Annotated in this window: 14 protein-coding genes; 10 read left to right on the top strand and 4 right to left on the bottom strand. The window is 68.9% G+C overall.

What is annotated here, in order from left to right; genetic code table 11:
- The first annotated feature begins 9 nt into the window (after positions 1-9).
- The 6 genes from JHD82_RS00335 to pbpC all read left to right on the top strand — a co-directional run bounded on the left by JHD82_RS00335 (position 10) and on the right by pbpC (position 6,068).
- On the top strand, positions 10-906 hold the full coding sequence (locus JHD82_RS00335) for a carbohydrate ABC transporter permease (protein ID WP_183019889.1): 897 nt from the start codon (positions 10-12) through the stop codon (positions 904-906).
- Positions 903-1,751, top strand: coding sequence for a carbohydrate ABC transporter permease (locus JHD82_RS00330; protein WP_141834845.1), 849 nt, complete (start codon positions 903-905; stop codon positions 1,749-1,751). The genes JHD82_RS00335 and JHD82_RS00330 overlap by 4 nt, the downstream gene beginning before the upstream one ends.
- Before the next feature lie 48 nt (positions 1,752-1,799).
- A complete protein-coding gene (locus JHD82_RS00325; protein ID WP_012207101.1) occupies positions 1,800-2,189 on the top strand; it encodes a VOC family protein in 390 nt (129 codons plus the stop codon).
- Positions 2,186-3,055 (top strand): endonuclease/exonuclease/phosphatase family protein, encoded by an 870-nt coding sequence (locus JHD82_RS00320; RefSeq protein WP_016451137.1) that lies wholly within the window; start codon positions 2,186-2,188, stop codon positions 3,053-3,055. Before JHD82_RS00325 ends, JHD82_RS00320 begins: the two co-directional genes overlap by 4 nt.
- 94 nt (positions 3,056-3,149) lie before the next feature.
- Complete coding sequence (locus tag JHD82_RS00315; protein WP_199135101.1) at positions 3,150-3,710, top strand: HdeD family acid-resistance protein; 561 nt, start codon at positions 3,150-3,152, stop codon at positions 3,708-3,710.
- A 33-nt stretch (positions 3,711-3,743) separates the two neighbouring features.
- Entirely contained in the window at positions 3,744-6,068 is a 2,325-nt protein-coding gene (pbpC, locus tag JHD82_RS00310; protein ID WP_199135100.1) for a penicillin-binding protein 1C, read from the top strand.
- A 17-nt stretch (positions 6,069-6,085) separates the two neighbouring features.
- Here pbpC and JHD82_RS00305 read toward each other — a convergent pair whose 3' ends face one another.
- Positions 6,086-6,769, bottom strand: coding sequence for a TetR/AcrR family transcriptional regulator (locus tag JHD82_RS00305; RefSeq protein ID WP_199135099.1), 684 nt, complete (start codon positions 6,767-6,769; stop codon positions 6,086-6,088).
- Between the two features lie 128 nt (positions 6,770-6,897).
- Here JHD82_RS00305 and JHD82_RS00300 point away from each other — a divergent pair, with 128 nt between their 5' ends.
- Together JHD82_RS00300 and JHD82_RS00295 are read left to right on the top strand one after the other, a co-directional pair.
- The gene (locus JHD82_RS00300) at positions 6,898-7,842 is read left to right on the top strand and encodes a tripartite tricarboxylate transporter substrate binding protein (RefSeq protein WP_199135098.1); all 945 of its coding nucleotides are present in this window, start codon (positions 6,898-6,900) and stop codon (positions 7,840-7,842) included.
- Between the two features lie 25 nt (positions 7,843-7,867).
- Positions 7,868-8,419, top strand: coding sequence for a cupin domain-containing protein (locus JHD82_RS00295; RefSeq protein WP_012207095.1), 552 nt, complete (start codon positions 7,868-7,870; stop codon positions 8,417-8,419).
- 1 nt (position 8,420) lies between these two features.
- On the opposite strand, the gene JHD82_RS00290 is transcribed toward JHD82_RS00295, so the two are convergent.
- Positions 8,421-9,434 carry a helix-turn-helix domain-containing GNAT family N-acetyltransferase gene (locus JHD82_RS00290; protein ID WP_199135097.1) on the bottom strand — a complete coding sequence of 338 codons (1,014 nt, stop codon included), beginning with the start codon at positions 9,432-9,434 and terminating at the stop codon, positions 8,421-8,423.
- Between the two features lie 155 nt (positions 9,435-9,589).
- Positions 9,590-11,248: an L-lactate permease gene (locus JHD82_RS00285; RefSeq protein WP_013800968.1), complete on the bottom strand. Its 1,659-nt coding sequence runs from the start codon at positions 11,246-11,248 to the stop codon at positions 9,590-9,592.
- Positions 11,249-11,467: 219 nt separating this feature from the next.
- Here JHD82_RS00285 and JHD82_RS00280 point away from each other — a divergent pair, with 219 nt between their 5' ends.
- Positions 11,468-12,643, top strand: a complete 1,176-nt coding sequence (locus JHD82_RS00280) for an alpha-hydroxy acid oxidase (RefSeq protein WP_034396710.1) — start codon at positions 11,468-11,470, stop codon at positions 12,641-12,643.
- 63 nt (positions 12,644-12,706) lie between these two features.
- Here JHD82_RS00280 and JHD82_RS00275 read toward each other — a convergent pair whose 3' ends face one another.
- The gene (locus tag JHD82_RS00275; protein WP_199135096.1) at positions 12,707-14,407 is read right to left on the bottom strand and encodes a 2-isopropylmalate synthase; all 1,701 of its coding nucleotides are present in this window, start codon (positions 14,405-14,407) and stop codon (positions 12,707-12,709) included.
- Positions 14,408-14,703: 296 nt separating this feature from the next.
- Between JHD82_RS00275 and JHD82_RS00270 the strand changes: the two genes are divergently transcribed.
- The gene (locus JHD82_RS00270) at positions 14,704-15,591 is read left to right on the top strand and encodes a helix-turn-helix transcriptional regulator (protein WP_199135095.1); all 888 of its coding nucleotides are present in this window, start codon (positions 14,704-14,706) and stop codon (positions 15,589-15,591) included.
- Positions 15,592-15,603 lie beyond the last annotated feature (12 nt).

The following is a 15,603-nucleotide window of genomic DNA, read 5'->3' as shown; positions in this document are numbered from 1 at the left end:
GCTGACCGCATGAGCTCCGCTCCCGCCTCCCTTGTCCGCGGCCGCCAGGCCGTCCATGCCTGGCTGATGCTGCTGCCGGCGCTGGTGCTGCTGGTGGCCTTCACGCACTGGCCGGCCGTGGCCACGCTGATCGACAGCCTGCATGCCACGCCGCGCGGCGGCCAGCCGGGGCCATGGGTGGGGCTGGAGAACTACGCCGTCATGGCCGACGACCCGGTGTTCTGGCAGGCCGTGCGCAACAACCTGTGGTTTGCGGCGGCCACGATTCCGCTGTCCATGGCGCTGGCGCTGGCCATGGCGCTGTGGGTCAACGAGAGGCTGGCCGGCCGCGCCTTCGTGCGCATGGCGTATTTCACGCCCACGGTGCTGCCCATGATTGCCGTGGCCAATATCTGGCTGTTCTTCTACACGCCGCAGTACGGGCTGCTGGAGCAGCTGCGCGGCGCACTGGGCCTTCCCGCGCACAACTGGCTGGGCGATCCGTCCACGGCGCTGGCCTGCGTGACCGTGGTGGCGGTGTGGAAGGAGGCGGGCTTTTTCATGATCTTCTACCTGGCCGCGCTGCAGACCCTCAACCCCAGCCTCAAGGAGGCGGCGGCCATCGAGGGGGCCTCGCGCTGGTACTTCCTGCGCCGCGTGCAGTGGCCGCTGCTGATGCCGACCACGCTGTTCGTGCTGGTCAATGCGGTGATCAATGCCTTCCGCCTGGTGGACCACCTCTTCATCCTCACGCGCGGCGGGCCGGACAACGCCTCCACGCTGCTGCTCTATCACCTCTACGAAGTGGGCTTCAAGTTCTGGGACACGGGCTATGCGGCCGCCATCACCGTGGTGCTGGTCGCCGTGCTGGCGGCCGTGGCGCTGCTGCAGTTCTTCGTGCTCGACAAGAAGGTGCACTACCAATGAGCGCCGCATCCATTGCCCCGCGCCATGCGCCGCCCGCGCTGTATGGCGCCACCTGGCTGGACACGCTGGCCGCCTGGCTGCTGGCCCTGCTGTGGATACTGCCGCTGGCCTATGCGTTCTGGACGGCCTTCCATCCGCCCGAATACTCGGCACGCTTCGACCTGGCAGCGCCCTGGACGCTGGAGAACTTCCGCCGTGCCTGGCAGGCCGCGCCCTTTGCGCGCTATTTCCTGAACACGGCCGTGCTGGTGGTCATGATTTTGGCGGCCCAGCTGGTCCTGGGCACGCTGGCCGCCTATGCCTTTGCGCGCTACCGCTTTCGCGGCCAGGGCCTGGCCTTTGCCCTGGTGCTGGTGCAGCTGATGATCATGCCGGACATCCTGCTGGTGGCGAACTACCAGACCCTGTCGCGCCTGGGCGCCGTCGATACGCTGCTGGGCATCGGCCTGCCGTACTTCGCATCGGCCTTTGCCATCTTTTTGCTGCGCCAGACCTTCCTGGGCATTCCCCGGGAACTGGACGAGGCCGCGCGGGTGGAGGGCGCCAGCACCCTGCAGATCCTGTGGCGCGTCTACGTGCCGCTGGCGCGGCCCGTGTACCTGGCGTTTGCGCTGGTGTCGGTGAGCTTTCACTGGAACAACTTCCTGTGGCCGCTGATCATCACCAACAGCGTGCAGGCGCGCCCGCTCACGGTAGGGCTGCAGGTGTTCTCCAGCGTGGAGTCGGGCGTGGAATGGGCCACCATCACGGCCGCCACGCTGATGAGCTCGGGCCCGCTGCTGGTGGCCTTTGTGCTGTTCCAGCGCCAGTTCGTGCAGAGCTTCATGCGTGCGGGGATCAAGTGAGGGCGGTGCTAAAGTTCCTTGTCCCAGCCTTTCACCCCGAGGTCCACCATGTCCGGTCCCGCATCCGCAGGTCTGTTCATCTACGCCAAGCAGCCTGACCGGCTGGCGCTGTTCTACATGGAGGTGCTGGCCATGCGCATGCTGCACCACACGAGCGAGCTCATGGTGCTGCAGTCGCCGGACCTGCAACTGGTGCTGCACGCCATTCCCGAGGCGATTGCGCGGCACATCACCATCACCGAGCCACCCCAGCCGCGCGAGAACGTGGCCCTCAAATTCTTTGCCACCGTGACCAGCTTCGCGGCCGTCCGTCCCCTGGTCATCGCCCATGGCGGCCAGCTGTGGGAGCAGTCCTGGCAGGGTCCTGGCTTTCGCGTCTGCAACGCCATGGACCCCGAAGGCAACCTGTTCCAGCTGCGCGAGCCGCTGCCCGCATGATGCAGATCCTCACCTGGAACACCCAATGGTGCCTGGGCCTGGACGGCCGCATGGACCCGGAGCGCATCGTGGCGCATGCGCTGTCCATGGCCGATATCGACGTGCTGTGCCTGCAGGAAATCGCCATCCACTATCCCGGCCTGCAGGGTGCGCCCGGCGACCAGGTGGCGCAGATCCGCCAGGCCCTGCCCGAAGGCTGGAAGGTCTTCTTCGGTGCCGCCGTGGACGAGTTCACGGCCGTGGGCCGGCAGCGCTTTGGCAACCTGGTGGCCACGCGCCTGCCGGTGCTGCAACTGGCCCACCACCGCCTGCCGTATCCGCACGATGGCGGCGTGCGCAGCATGCCGCGCTGCTGCACGGCGGCCACGGTGATGGATGCCGCGCTGGGCCCCGTGCGGGTGATGAGCACCCACCTCGAATATTTCTCGCGCCGCCAGCGCATGGCCCAGGCGCTGGCGCTGCGTTCCCTGCAGATCGAGGCCCTGGGCCAGGCCGAGGCGCCGCCCCAGCCCGCCAGCGACGGCTCGCCCCAGCAGACCAAGCCGCACACGCCGCATGCCGTGCTCTGCGGCGACTTCAACTTCGAGCCGCATGAGGACGAATACGCCGGCCTGTCCGCCCCCTGGGCGGCCGGCGAGCAGGGCGCCCTGAGCGCCGGCCAGTGGCACAACAGCTGGAGCGTGCTGCACCCGGACCAGCCCCAGCCGCCCACCTTCAGATTGTTCGACCGCCAGTGGGGTCCCGAGCCCGGCGCCTGCGATTTCGCCTGGGTCAGCGACAGCCTGCGCGGCCATGTGCGTGGCTGGGCCGTGGACAGCGACACAAGGCTCTCGGACCACCAGCCCGTGCTGCTGCAGCTGGATTGATCCAGGTCAGGGACCGCCGCCAAGCCGGCCTTGGCCTACAGACAGTGTGGCGGGCCTGCTCCAAGGTCATGGGGACTGTTTTGAAGGAGCATCCATGAGCCCCAATCCGCTGTCCACGATTCTTCACCGCACCTGGTGGGTGCTGCTGCTGCGCGGCCTGGTCGCCATCGCCTTCGGCGTGCTGACCTGGGCGCAGCCGGCGGTATCGCTGGCGGCGCTGGTGCTGACCTTCGGCGCCTTCACCTTTGTGGATGGCCTGCTGGGCGTGTACTCGGCCATCCAGGGGCGCGACCAGATGCGCCATTGGTGGGTGTTGCTGCTGTGGGGCGTGGCCGGCGTGGTGGTGGGCGTGCTCACCGTGGTCGCGCCCGGCGTCACGGCGCTGGTGATGACGCTGTACATCGGCGCCTGGGCCCTGGTCACGGGCCTGCTGCAGATCGTGGCGGCCGTGCGGCTGCGCAAGGAGATCACGGGCGAGTGGCTGCTGATCCTGGGCGGCGTGCTGTCCGTGCTGTTCGGCGCCTTCGTGCTGGCCCAGCCGGGCGCGGGCATGATGGCCATGCTCTGGGTGCTGGCCACGTATGCGGTGGTCTTCGGCGTGCTCATGGTGCTGCTGTCCTTCAAGCTCAAGAAGGGCATACGCCATTCTTCCTGAGCCGCTGGTGCAAAGGCGGACAATGCCGGCTCCATGATCGAATCCCGGCGACCTTCTCCCTTCATGCGTCTTCCCCGCGCGGCCCTGGCGGCCGCGCTGCTGTTCGCGGCGGCCGGTGCCGCCCAGGCGCTGCCCAGCTTTTCCGAGGTCCGCGAAGGCCACCGCTCCTCCGAGACCGAATTGCTCTCGCGCGAGGGCGAGGTGCTGCAGCGCCAGCGCACCGACGCCAGCGTGCGCCGTGGCGACTGGGTGGCCCTGGCCGACATCTCGCCCGCGCTGCGCACGGCTCTGGTCGTCAGCGAGGACAAGCGCTTCTACGAACACAGCGGCGTGGACTGGACTGCAGTGTCCGCCGCCGCCTGGGGCAACCTCTGGAACCAGCGCACGCGCGGCGCCAGCACCATCACCATGCAGTTGGCGGGTCTGCTGGACGGCGACTGGCGCCAGGGCCCGGGCGGGCGCAGCGTGGTGCAGAAACTGGGCCAGACCGTCTCGGCCCAGGTGCTGGACCGGCGCTGGCGCAAGGACCAGATCCTGGAGGCCTACCTGAACCTGGTGCCCTTCCGGGGCGAGATCGTGGGCATCGATGCGCTGTCGCGCACTCTGTTCGGCAAGGCCGCGCACGGGCTGGACGCGCGCGAGGCCGCCATTGCCGCCGCCCTGGTGCGTGCCCCCAACGCCTCGCCCGAGCGCGTGGGCCGGCGCGCCTGCGGCGTGCTGCAGTCGCTGGCGCCCGAGGATGCGGCGGCGCGCGACTGCACGGCCATGGAATTGCTCACCGCCAGCGTGCTGCTGCGCCGGCAATGGGCCGCCAGCGAAGGCCAGGCCCCGCATCTGGCGCGCCGCCTGCTGGCCGAGCCGCAGTCCAAAGGCCAGGCGCGCGTACGCTCCACGCTGAGCGCGCCCGTGCAGCGCTTTGCCGTGCAAAGCCTGCAGCAGCAACTGCGCGAGCTGCAGGGCCGCAACGTGGAGGACGGCGCCATCGTCGTGCTGGACAACGCCACGGGCGAGGTGCTGGCCTGGGTGGGCTCGTCGGGCGAATTGAGCCAGGCGGCCGAGGTGGACGGCGTCACGGCCATGCGCCAGCCCGGCTCCACGCTCAAGCCCTTTCTCTATGCCCAGGCCATTGCAGAGCGGCGGCTGACGGCGGCCTCGCTGATCGAGGATTCATCGGCACACATTCCCACGCAGAACGGGCTCTACATTCCGCAGAACTACGACCGGCGCTTCAAGGGCTGGGTCTCGGCGCGCACGGCGCTGGCGTCGTCGCTCAACGTGCCGGCCGTGCGCACCCTGGTCATGGTCACGCCCGATGCCTTCTTCTCGCAACTGCAGCGCCTGGGCCTGCCGCTGCGCGAAAGCGGCGGCTACCACGGCTTCAGCCTGGCGCTGGGCAGCGCCGAGGTGCCGCTGCTGCAACTGACCAATGCCTACCGCGCCCTGGCCAACGGCGGGCAACTGACGCCCGTGCGTTGGGCGGCGCAGCCCACGGGCGCGGGGTCCGCAGCGCAAAAGCCGGCTGCGCCCGTGCAGGCCATCGACGCACGCGCGGCCTTCATCGTGGGCGACATCCTGTCCGATCCCATGGCGCGCGCGCCCACCTTCGGCACGGACAGCGTGCTGGCCACGCGCTTCTGGTCGGCCGTCAAGACCGGCACCAGCAAGGACATGCGCGACAACTGGGCCGTGGGCTGGTCGCAGCGCTACACCGTGGGCGTGTGGGTGGGCAATGCGCGCGGCGAGGCCATGCACTCGGTCAGCGGCACCAGCGGCGCGGCACCTGTCTGGGCGGCCGTGATGGGTTTCCTGCATGCCCGCACACCCAGCCGCGCGCCCAAGGCGCCGGCGGGTGTGCTGCAGCAGGCGGTGCGCTTCGGCCCCGATGCCTCGGGCCTGCCGCTGGAGAGCGCGCGCAGCGAATGGTTCGTGGCGGGCACGCAGCAGAGCCTGTTCGCCATGGCAGGCAGCGGCCTGCCTGCCGCATCCGCATCGACACGCGGGACTTCGGCGGCCTCGCCCGTGCGCATTGCGCGCCCGGCCAACGGCACCATCCTCGCGCTGGACCCCGACATTCCGCCAGACCGCCAGCGCGTGCAGCTGTCGGCCCGGCCCTCGGGCACGGCCGCCACGCAGGAATGGCAGGACGCCAGCCTGCGCTGGCGCATGGTCAGCGCCGCCCCGCCCGGCGCGGCCGAGCCTGCGCCCAAGGAGATCGGCCGGGGTGCTGCCGCCGCCTGGATGCCCTGGCCCGGCCGCCACCGGCTGGAACTGGTCGATGCCAAGGGGCAGGTGCTGGACAGCGTGCAGGTGGAGGTGCGCGGCGCCGGCGTGGTGGCTTCGCGCGCGGGCGGGCGCTGATCAGGCGCCGGTCGTGATCACTGCGCCGCGCGGGGGCCCGCCGCACGGATGCCCGCCGCGCGGAAGCCCGCCGCAGTGAAGGCCACCAGCTCGTCGATCACATGCTCCACGGGGTCGGCGCGGTGGCCGCCGCCCAGCATGCGGCTGACTCGGCCGTTGTCGGAGCGGATGTACATCATGGCGCCGTACATGCATTCCAGGCGCCACTGGAAATCGTGCTGCGACAGCTGCGGCAGAGCCTGGCGCAGCAGGGCCGCAAAGCGTTTGGCAGCCTCGTCGTAGGCGGCAAAAACCACCTCCCTGACTGCCTGGTCGGGATCGACCGAACACAGGGCCGTGACGCGGTTGAAGTCGGCCTCGCCCTCGCTGTGGGCGGCGCGCAGCGCGGGGGCGATGAAGGCCCGAAGAATGTCCTCCACGGCGGGCTGCGGCGACTGGTGCTCCAGCCTTTGCAGCAGCGCATGGCGCTGTCCGTTGACGGCCATCACGCGCTGCTCGAACAAGGCCTTGAGCAGGCCCAGCTTGTTGCGGAAGTGGTAGTGGATGGCGCCCGTGTCCACATCGGCCAGCGCCATGACGGCGCGCAGCGACGTGCCCGCGTAGCCATGCCGCGCAAACAGCTGCTCGGCGGCTTGCAGAAGGCGTTCGCGGGCCTGGGCGCGGGGTTCCTCGGCCGCGGTGTCATCGGTGCTGGACGTCATGGCTGCGGATCATAGACAGCGCCAGGCCCTTGCCGCACCAAACCATGGCATGGTGGTGACATGGATTGATTCAGTCGACTGACTGAATTAACATGCGCAGCCATCACACAACGACAAGGAGACACAGCATGACCACCCGCAAGTGGCTCGGCGCCCTGATGGCGCTGGGCTGCACCCTGGCCACCGCGCAGGAGCCGTTCCCGTCGCGGCCGCTGACCCTCATCAACCCCTGGGCGGCGGGCAGCTCCACCGACGTGATGGCGCGTACGTTGGCAGAGGAATTCCGCAAGCAGCTGGGCCAGAGCGTGGTCGTGGTCTCGCGCGACGGGGGCTCGGGCGTGATCGGCATGAATGTGCTGGCCCAGGCGCCGGCCGACGGGCTGACGCTGGCCTTCACGCCCATGACCCCCATCACCGTGCAGCCCCACTACGTCAAGGGCCTGAAGCTGGGGCCCGACAGCGTGCAGCTGCTGTGCGGCGTGACGGAGAACATCCTGGGCGTCAGCGTGCGCGCAGACAGCCCTTTCAAGACGATAGGCGAGCTGGTGGCGGCGGCGAAGAAGGGCTCGCTGAGCTACGGATCGCCGGGACCGAACTCGGCGCCCTTCCTGGCCATGGACCAGCTGGAGCGCGACCAGGGCCTCAAGCTCGTGCATGTGCCCTACAAGGGCGATGCCGGCTCGATACAGGAATTGCTGGCCGGGCGGCTGGACTTCGTCAGCAGCATCGCGGCCTCGGCTGCGCCCCAGATACGCGCGGGCAAGCTGCGCCTGCTGGCCGTGGCCTCGGAGCGCCGCCACCCGGCCTTCCCCGAGGTCCCCACCTTCAAGGAACTGGGCATGGCGGTGCAGGAGGAATCGTTTGCGGGCCTGTTCGTGCCGCGTGGCGTGCCCGAGGCGGTGCTGGGCCGGCTGGACGCTGCCTGCGCCGCCGCCGCGCGGTCCGATGCCGTCAGGCAGGTGGCCCAGCGCGGCGACCAGGTGGTCTTCCACCAGGACCGCCGTCAGTGGGACCGGCGCATCCACGACGAATTCCGCAAACAGGGCGCAGCGGCCGAACGCCATGCGCAGTGACCTCCTTTCCGCCATCTCTTCATCCATGACCGATTCCAGCCTGCCCCCCATCCGCCGCGTGATCACGGCCAACGACGCACAGGGCCGCTCCTTCATCGCCGAGGACGGCGCCTCGCCCGCCGTGCGCCTGGTCGAGGAACGCCCCGGCTACCGCATCACCAACCTGTGGCGCACCGATGCCTCACCCGCGCAGATCAATGCGCCCGACACCATTGCCATCCACCAGGGCGTGGCACCGCCGCCCTATGGCACGGTGCTGCGCATCCTGGACATTCCGCCCGAACCTGCCGATCCGCAGGAGCTGGCGCGCGCCCTGCATGCCACCTTTACACGCATGTACGGCGACGCCCACCGCAACGTGCAGCCCGGCGAGCATCCGGGCATGCACCGCACGGATACCGTGGACTACGCGCTGATGCTGGAGGGCGAGCTGGTCGCCATCCTGGACCGCCAGGAAACCGTGCTGCGCGCCGGTGACGTGCTCATACAGCGCGGCACCAACCATGCCTGGGCCAACCGCTCGGGCCGGCCTGCGCGCATTGCCTTCGTGCTGGTGGCGGGCGAGCAGGGCTCCTGACTCAGGGGGCCTGGCCAGCCCATGCCGCCGCGGCAGGGCGTGGCCGTACGAAGCGCTGCTCGATCACGGTCTCGCCCCATTGCTGGCCCGGCCATTCCTCGGCCAGGGTGAAGCCTGACGATTCGTAGAGCCGGCGTGCTGCATCCAGGCCCCGGAAGGTCCACAGCTGGGTGGCCTCGAAGGCCTGCTGGTCGCAGAACGCCAGGGCTTGCTGCAGCAGCTGGCGCCCCGTGCCGGCGCCGCGCAGGCCGTCTTCCAGGATGAACCAGCGCAGATGCGCCTGGCGGCCCTCGGGGTGCTTGCCCAGGTCCTCTCCATCGATGGCCACGGAGCCCACGATGCGGTCGCCGTCCAGCGCCGTCCACAGCTGGTTGCAGGGCTTGTCCAGCCGGCCCGCGAACTCGGCCAGGCCGCTGGCCACGCGGCTTTCGAAGAAGACGCCAAAGCCTGCGTGGCGCGCATAAAAGCGCGCATGCATGTCCACGATGCGGCCCAGGCAGCCGGGCCGGTATCCGGGCAGGACCTGTATCTGTGCGGGCACGGGTACGGGCTGGGGCAGGGGCAGGGGCTCCTCCTGCCGGTGCGCCTGCAGCGCCCGGGCGTACAGTGCCAGCCCTTGGGCGACGGCCTGCTGCTGCGGCGCCTGCATGCGGTCCAGCGCCGCCGTCACCTGCTGGCGCCCGAAGGCCTCGATGGCGGCCAGCGTGCGCCGGCCCTTGGCGGTCAGGGCCAGCTGCTTGACGCGGCCATCCTCTCCATCGGCGGCTTCCTTCAGCTCGCCCGCCTCCACCAGCTTGCGCACCATGCGGCTGACGCTGGATTTCTCCAGCCCCAGGACCTGGGCCAGCTGCGAGGCCGCCATGCGCCCCTGTGCGCCGATCTCCAGGATGGCATGCACGGCCGAGGGCGGGTAGTCCGTGGCCGCCAGCGTGGCCTGCATGAAGCCCAGCTCGCGCACCATCAGGCGCGAGGCGGCGCGGATGCCATCCACCAGGGAAAGATCGTGCTGCGGCATGGGTGCTCCTTGTGGCCGTGCAGGGTTTGAATATGGTTGCATGGTACAACCATAAATGCCGCTGCGCATCTGTTGATGCAGCGATGCATGCCCCAGGCGTAAAAAAGCCGCCCGGCGCATGCGGGCGGCTGGGGCCTGGCGCAGATGCGCAAGGCTCAATTGACCATCAGGCGGAACGGCCAGACATAGGCCTGCAGTGTCACGAAGATGCCCATCAGGCAGGCCAGGGCGACGGAGTGGAAGAACACGTAGCGCAGGATGTCGCCCTCATGGTTGAACCAGCGCGTGGCCGTGGAGGCGACGACGATGGACTGCGCATCGATCATCTTGCCCATCACGCCGCCCGAGCTGTTGGCCGCGCCCATGAGGTTGGGCGACAGGCCCAGTTGCTCGGCCGCCACCTTCTGCATGCCGCCGAACAGCACGTTCGATGCCGTGTCCGAACCCGTCAGCGCCACGCCCAGCCAGCCCATCAGGGTGCCGAAGAAGGGGTAGAACACGCCCGTGTTGGCGAAGGCCAGGCCCAGCGTGGTGTCCGTGCCCGAGTAGCGCGTCAGCGTGCCCAGGGCCAGCATCAGCACGATGGTGATGAGCGAATAGCGCACCAGCCAGATGGTGCGCACGAACTGGCTGACCAGTTGCACGGGGTTGTACTTCATGACCAGGCCGCCCACGATGGCCGACAGCAGGATGCCCGTGCCCGTGGCCGACAGCAGGTTCAGCGTGTAGATGGCGCCTTCCTTGGTGGGCTGGCGCACGACGGGCGGCACCTTCTCGATCAGGTTGTGCAGGCCTTCCATGGGAAAGGCCGGGGCGAACAGGCCGTTGAGCGCGGCCTTGACCGAGGGCAGGCCCCAGATGAAGACGAAGACCGTGAGGATGGCCCAGGGCGTCCAGGCGCGGATCACGTCGGCGCGCGGGTGCTGGGTCACGGCGCGGGGCGCCTGGGCTTCGCCGCCGCTGTTCTCATGGCCCTTGAGCGAGGTCGAGCGCCAGATGGTCCTGGGTTGCCACATGCGCAGGAAGCCCACCGTGCAGACCATGGAGACGATGGCCGCGATGATGTCCACCAGTTCGGGGCCGATGAAGTTGGACACCAGGTACTGCGGAATGGCGAAGGACACGCCGGTCACCAAAATGATGGGCCAGATCTCCATCATGGCCTTGCGCCCGGCAAAGGCCCAGATCAGCCAGAACGGCACCAGCACCGAGAAGAACGGCAGCTGGCGGCCGACCATGGCAGTGACCTCCATCAGGTCGTAGCCGTGCACCTTGGCCAGCGTGATCACCGGCGTGCCCAGCGCGCCGAAGGCCACGGGCGCGGTATTGGCGATCAGCGACAGGCCCGAGGCGGCCAGCGGCGAAAAGCCCAGCCCAATGAGGATGGCCGCCGTCACGGCCACGGGCGTGCCGAAGCCGGCCGCGCCCTCGAAGAAGGCGCCGAAGGCGAAGGCGATCAGCAGCAGCTGGATGCGCCTGTCCTCGGTGATGCCGGCAATGGAGTCCTGCAGGATCTTGAAGCTGCCGTTCTTCTCGGTCAGCTGGTGCAGGAAGATGATGTTCAGGACGATCCAGCCGATGGGCAGCAGCCCCGTGAAGCCGCCGAACAGTGCCGCGCGCCCGGCCATGCCTGCCGGCATGTTGTAGACGAAGACCGCGATCACCAGCGCCGCAATCAGCCCGGCGCCGGCCGCCAGGTGGGCCTTCATGTGCAAAAAGCCCAATCCCACCAGCATGACCACGACCGGGATGGCCGCGAGCAGTGTGGACAGCCACATGTTGGAAAGAGGGTCGTAGACCTGCTGCCAAACCATAGGAGCGTCTCCTGAAGAGTTTTTAGGATGTTGTGCGGGGCGGATCGTCGCTCTCATGGCTGGTTGGCACACTAGCGTTAGCCCTCGGTTGGGCTGCGAGAGAGAAAATTTCAATCGGCGCACAAATCACTTCAAACCCGAACGGGTGACTGGAACGCGCCCTGCGCACTACCATGCTCGGCAGTCCCGCGCCATGCGGGTTTCAGAAAGCCAGAAAACGTGTCCACCGACCTTTCCAAAATCACCTGCATCGAAGACCTGCGCGTCGTGGCCCAGCGCCGCGTGCCGCGCATGTTCTATGACTACGCCGACTCGGGCTCCTACACCCAGGGCACCTACCGCGCCAACGAGGACGACTTCCAGAAGATCAAGCTGCGCCAGCGCGTGGCCGTGAACATGGAGGGGCGCAGCACGCGCACCACCATGATCGGCCAGCAGGTGGCCATGCCCGTGGCCATTGCGCCCACGGGCCTGACCGGCATGCAGCACGCCGATGGCGAGATCCTGGGCGCGCGCGCGGCCCAGGCCTTCGGCATTCCGTTCACGCTGTCCACCATGAGCATCTGCTCCATCGAGGACATTGCCGAACACACGGCCCGCCATCCGTTCTGGTTCCAGCTCTATGTGATGCGCGACCGCCGGTTCATGGAGCGCCTGATCGAGCGCGCCCGTGCCGCCAACTGCTCGGCCCTGGTGCTGACGCTGGACCTGCAGATCCTGGGCCAGCGCCACAAGGACATCAAGAACGGCCTGTCCACGCCCCCGAAGCCCACGCTGCGCAACCTGGCCAATCTGGCAACCAAGCCGCACTGGTGCCTGGGCATGCTGGGCACCAAGCGCCGCACCTTCGGCAACATCGTCGGCCATGTGGATGGCGTGGCCGACATGAGTTCGCTGTCGTCGTGGACCGCCAGCCAGTTCGATCCCAGCCTGAACTGGGGCGACGTGGAGCGCATCAAGAAGCTCTGGGGCGGCAAGCTCATCCTCAAGGGCGTCATGGACGCCGAGGACGCGCGACTGGCGGCCGACAGCGGCGCCGATGCGCTCATCGTCAGCAACCACGGCGGCCGCCAGCTCGACGGCGCACCCTCGTCCATCGAGGCGCTGCCCGGCATTGCCGAGGCGGCGGGCAAGGACATCGAGGTCTGGATGGACGGCGGCATCCGCAGCGGCCAGGACGTGCTCAAGGCGCGTGCCCTGGGCGCCCAGGGCACCATGATCGGCCGCAGCTTCCTCTACGGCCTGGGCGCTTATGGCCAGGACGGCGTGACGCGTGCACTGCAGATCATCCAGAAGGAGCTGGAGACCACGATGGCCTTCTGCGGCCATACGCAGATCGATACCGTGGACCGCAGCATCCTGCTGCCCGGAACCTATCCGGGCGCCGTGCGCTGAACCGGCAAAAGCCGCACGAGAAAAGGACCGCCTTGGCGGTCCTTTTTCCTTTCAGGCTGCGCCTCAGGCTTGGGCAGGTACGCGCCGGCTTTCCGGCTGCGCCGCCACCAGCCGGCCTGCCGCATGCAGCACGGCCAGGATGGACGCGGTCACGATGTTGGCATGGCGCCCCGCACCGAAGCGCGTGCCCGCCACGCCGGGCAGGGCGGCCTCGACGATGGCCAGCGCCATGGCCCCGGCGCCCTGGCCCAGGCTGCGCTCTTCGTAGTGGTCAATGCGCAGCGCCACGCCCAGGTGCTGGCCGAGGGCGGCGGCCACGGCATCGATGGGGCCGCTGCCTTCGCCATACAGCTGCAGCCGAAGGCCGTCTGGCCGGACCACTTCCAGCGCAATGCCCTGGCCCTGGGCGCTGTCGAACAGGTGGTGGCTGCGGTAGTGCCAGGGAAGCTGCAGGGGTGCGAGGTAGGTCGCCTCGAACAGCTTCCACAGGTCGTCGCTGGCCAGCTCGGCCTCGCAGGCGTCCGCCTGTTTTTGCACCACGGCGCTGAACTCCACCTGCATGCGGCGCGGCATGGTCACGCCATGGTCACGCTGCAGCAAAAAGGCAATGCCGCCCTTGCCCGACTGGCTGTTGACGCGAACGATGCTGTCGTAGGTGCGGCCCAGGTCCTGCGGGTCGATGGGCAGGTAGGGAACGCGCCAGGGCGCATCGGGCCGCTGCGCCGCAAAGCCCTTGGCGATGGCGTCCTGGTGCGAGCCCGAAAACGCCGTGAACACCAGGTCGCCCACATAGGGGTGGCGCGGGTGGATGGGCAGTGCCGTGCATTCCTCCGCAATGCGCGCCACGGCGGCGATGTCCGAGAAGTCCAGTCCCGGCGCGATGCCCTGCGTGTAGAGGTTGAGCGCCAGCGTCACCACATCGAGGTTGCCGCTGCGCTCGCCGTTGCCGAACAGGCAGCCTTCCACGCGCTGGGCTCCCGCCAGCAGCGCCTGCTCGGCGCAGGCCACGCCCGTGCCCCGGTCGTTGTGCGGGTGCACGGACAGCACGATGTGCTCGCGCCGTTCCAGGCGGCGGTGCATCCACTCGATCTGGTCGGCGAAGACATTGGCCGTGCTCACTTCCACCGTGGTCGGCAGGTTGATGATCATGGGCCGCGCGGGGCCTGCATCCCAGGCGCGGATAGCCGCGTTGCACACGGCCAGCGACACGTCGAGCTCGGCCATGCAGAAGGTCTCGGGTGAGTACTGCAGCACCCATTCGGTCTCGGGGTGGGCATCGGTCAGTTCGCGCAGCAGGGCGATGTGGTACTCCACCATGGCGATGATCTCGGGCACCTGCATGCCGAAGACGATCTCGCGCCAGGCCGGGGCAATGGCGTTGTAGAAGTGCACGATGGCGCGCCGCGCTCCGGCCACGCTGTCCACCGTGGCGCGGATCAGGTCCTCGCGCAGCTGGGTGATGACCATGGGCGTCACGTCGCCGGGGATCAGCCCGTTGTCGATCAGGTGGCGCACGATGCCGTAGTCGGTCTGCGAGGCCGAGGGAAAGCCCACCTCGATCTCCTTGAAGCCTATGCGCACCAGTTCGTGGAACAGGCGCAGCTTGCGCTCGCGGTTCATGGGCTCGAACAGGGCCTGGTTGCCATCACGCAGGTCGGTGGACAGCCACACGGGCGCCTGGCTCAGCTGGCGTGAGGGCCATTGGCGCTCGGGCAGGTCGACGGCGGGGAAGGGAAGGTATCGGGACGCGGGATTCTTCAGCATGCGGGCCTCGCAGGAAACGCTGGGGTTTGCAGCCACCGGATCGGCCGGCGGCCCCGCTCTCCTGGCTTCCCGGTGTGGGGAAGCTGCGCCAGGCCGGGATCAGGGAGAGTCGGTGCGAAATGCGGCGCCTGCGCAGGCGCCCGGACCCCGGCCATGGGCCAGGGGTGGTAGGAAGGGCGAGGGCAGGCGGTGCATGGTGCGATGGCGGTGAATCACAGGGAACGGGTGCCAGTTTGCGGGCAGGGTGCCTGTCTGTCTTTATAGAATTTCTCATTTTCTATATGGATCTGGACAATATGCGCACGACCCATGCCCCGGCTTCGGCAGCCGCCGTTCCCTGCAGCCATGCCGGGCTGCCCGAGCTGCAGGCCGCCGCACCGCTGCCGGTCACGGGCGTGGCCGCCGACTATCCGGCGGGGCTGGAGGTGGAGGAACACTCCCACGAATGCTGCCAGCTGCTCTACGCCGTGCAGGGGGTGCTGGAGGTGCGCGCAGGCAGCGGGCGCTGGGTGGTGCCGCCCACGCGCGGCGTCTGGCTGCGCTCGGGCGTGCCCCACGGCTTGCGCATGCGCGGCGCGGTACAGGTGCGCAGCCTGTTCGTCGATGCGCAGGCCGCTGCAGATCTGCCGGGTACGGACTGCGTGATCGAGGTCTCTCCCCTGCTGCGCGAGCTCATCAGCGAGGTGGCGCGCTGGCCTGCATCGGCACCGCCGGGGCGGCGCGAATCCATGGTGGTCGAGCTATTGCTGCAGGAGCTGCGCCAGCCGCCCGTGGTGCCGTTTCACCTGCCCTGGCCGCAGGATGCGCGCATGGCCGCTGTCTGCCATGCGCTGGCCGAAGGAGACGGGGCGGATGGCCTTGCCGCCACAGCCGCCACAGCCGCCACAGCCGCCGCAACTGCCATAGGCGCCGCAACTGCCACAGCCGCCGACTGGGCCGCACGGCTGGCCATGGGCGAGAAGACCTTCCACCGCCATTTTCTGCAGGCCACGGGAATGAGTTTTGGCCGCTGGCGTCAGCGCGCACGGCTGCTGTCCTCCATGCAGGCGCTGCTGGCCGGAAGGCCCATCGTGCAGGTGGCGCTGGAGGCCGGCTATGAAAGCCACAGCGCCTATTCGCTGGCCTTCAGGCGCCAGTTCGGCATGCCGCCCTCGGCCTTCGGGGGCAGGGGCGACAGGCCGTAGGGGGCCGGGCCG

The organism is Delftia sp. ASV31 (genome assembly GCF_016428765.1).
Classification (GTDB): Bacteria; Pseudomonadota; Gammaproteobacteria; order Burkholderiales; family Burkholderiaceae_C; genus Comamonas; species Comamonas acidovorans.
The sequence above is the reverse complement of the archived record's forward strand: the minus strand, read 5'-3'. Positions and strand labels throughout refer to the sequence as shown.

Excerpts from the sequence above, each read along its gene's own strand:
- JHD82_RS00335 (WP_183019889.1), top strand. The coding sequence starts at position 10 with ATGAGCTCCGCTCCCGCCTCCCTTGTCCGCGGCCGCCAGGCCGTCCAT.
- JHD82_RS00330 (WP_141834845.1), top strand. The coding sequence starts at position 903 with ATGAGCGCCGCATCCATTGCCCCGCGCCATGCGCCGCCCGCGCTGTAT.
- JHD82_RS00325 (WP_012207101.1), top strand. The coding sequence starts at position 1,800 with ATGTCCGGTCCCGCATCCGCAGGTCTGTTCATCTACGCCAAGCAGCCT.
- JHD82_RS00320 (WP_016451137.1), top strand. The coding sequence starts at position 2,186 with ATGATGCAGATCCTCACCTGGAACACCCAATGGTGCCTGGGCCTGGAC.
- JHD82_RS00315 (WP_199135101.1), top strand. The coding sequence starts at position 3,150 with ATGAGCCCCAATCCGCTGTCCACGATTCTTCACCGCACCTGGTGGGTG.
- pbpC (WP_199135100.1), top strand. The coding sequence starts at position 3,744 with ATGATCGAATCCCGGCGACCTTCTCCCTTCATGCGTCTTCCCCGCGCG.
- JHD82_RS00305 (WP_199135099.1), bottom strand. The coding sequence starts at position 6,769 with ATGACGTCCAGCACCGATGACACCGCGGCCGAGGAACCCCGCGCCCAG.
- JHD82_RS00300 (WP_199135098.1), top strand. The coding sequence starts at position 6,898 with ATGACCACCCGCAAGTGGCTCGGCGCCCTGATGGCGCTGGGCTGCACC.
- JHD82_RS00295 (WP_012207095.1), top strand. The coding sequence starts at position 7,868 with ATGACCGATTCCAGCCTGCCCCCCATCCGCCGCGTGATCACGGCCAAC.
- JHD82_RS00290 (WP_199135097.1), bottom strand. The coding sequence starts at position 9,434 with ATGCCGCAGCACGATCTTTCCCTGGTGGATGGCATCCGCGCCGCCTCG.
- JHD82_RS00285 (WP_013800968.1), bottom strand. The coding sequence starts at position 11,248 with ATGGTTTGGCAGCAGGTCTACGACCCTCTTTCCAACATGTGGCTGTCC.
- JHD82_RS00275 (WP_199135096.1), bottom strand. The coding sequence starts at position 14,407 with ATGCTGAAGAATCCCGCGTCCCGATACCTTCCCTTCCCCGCCGTCGAC.
- JHD82_RS00270 (WP_199135095.1), top strand. The coding sequence starts at position 14,704 with ATGCGCACGACCCATGCCCCGGCTTCGGCAGCCGCCGTTCCCTGCAGC.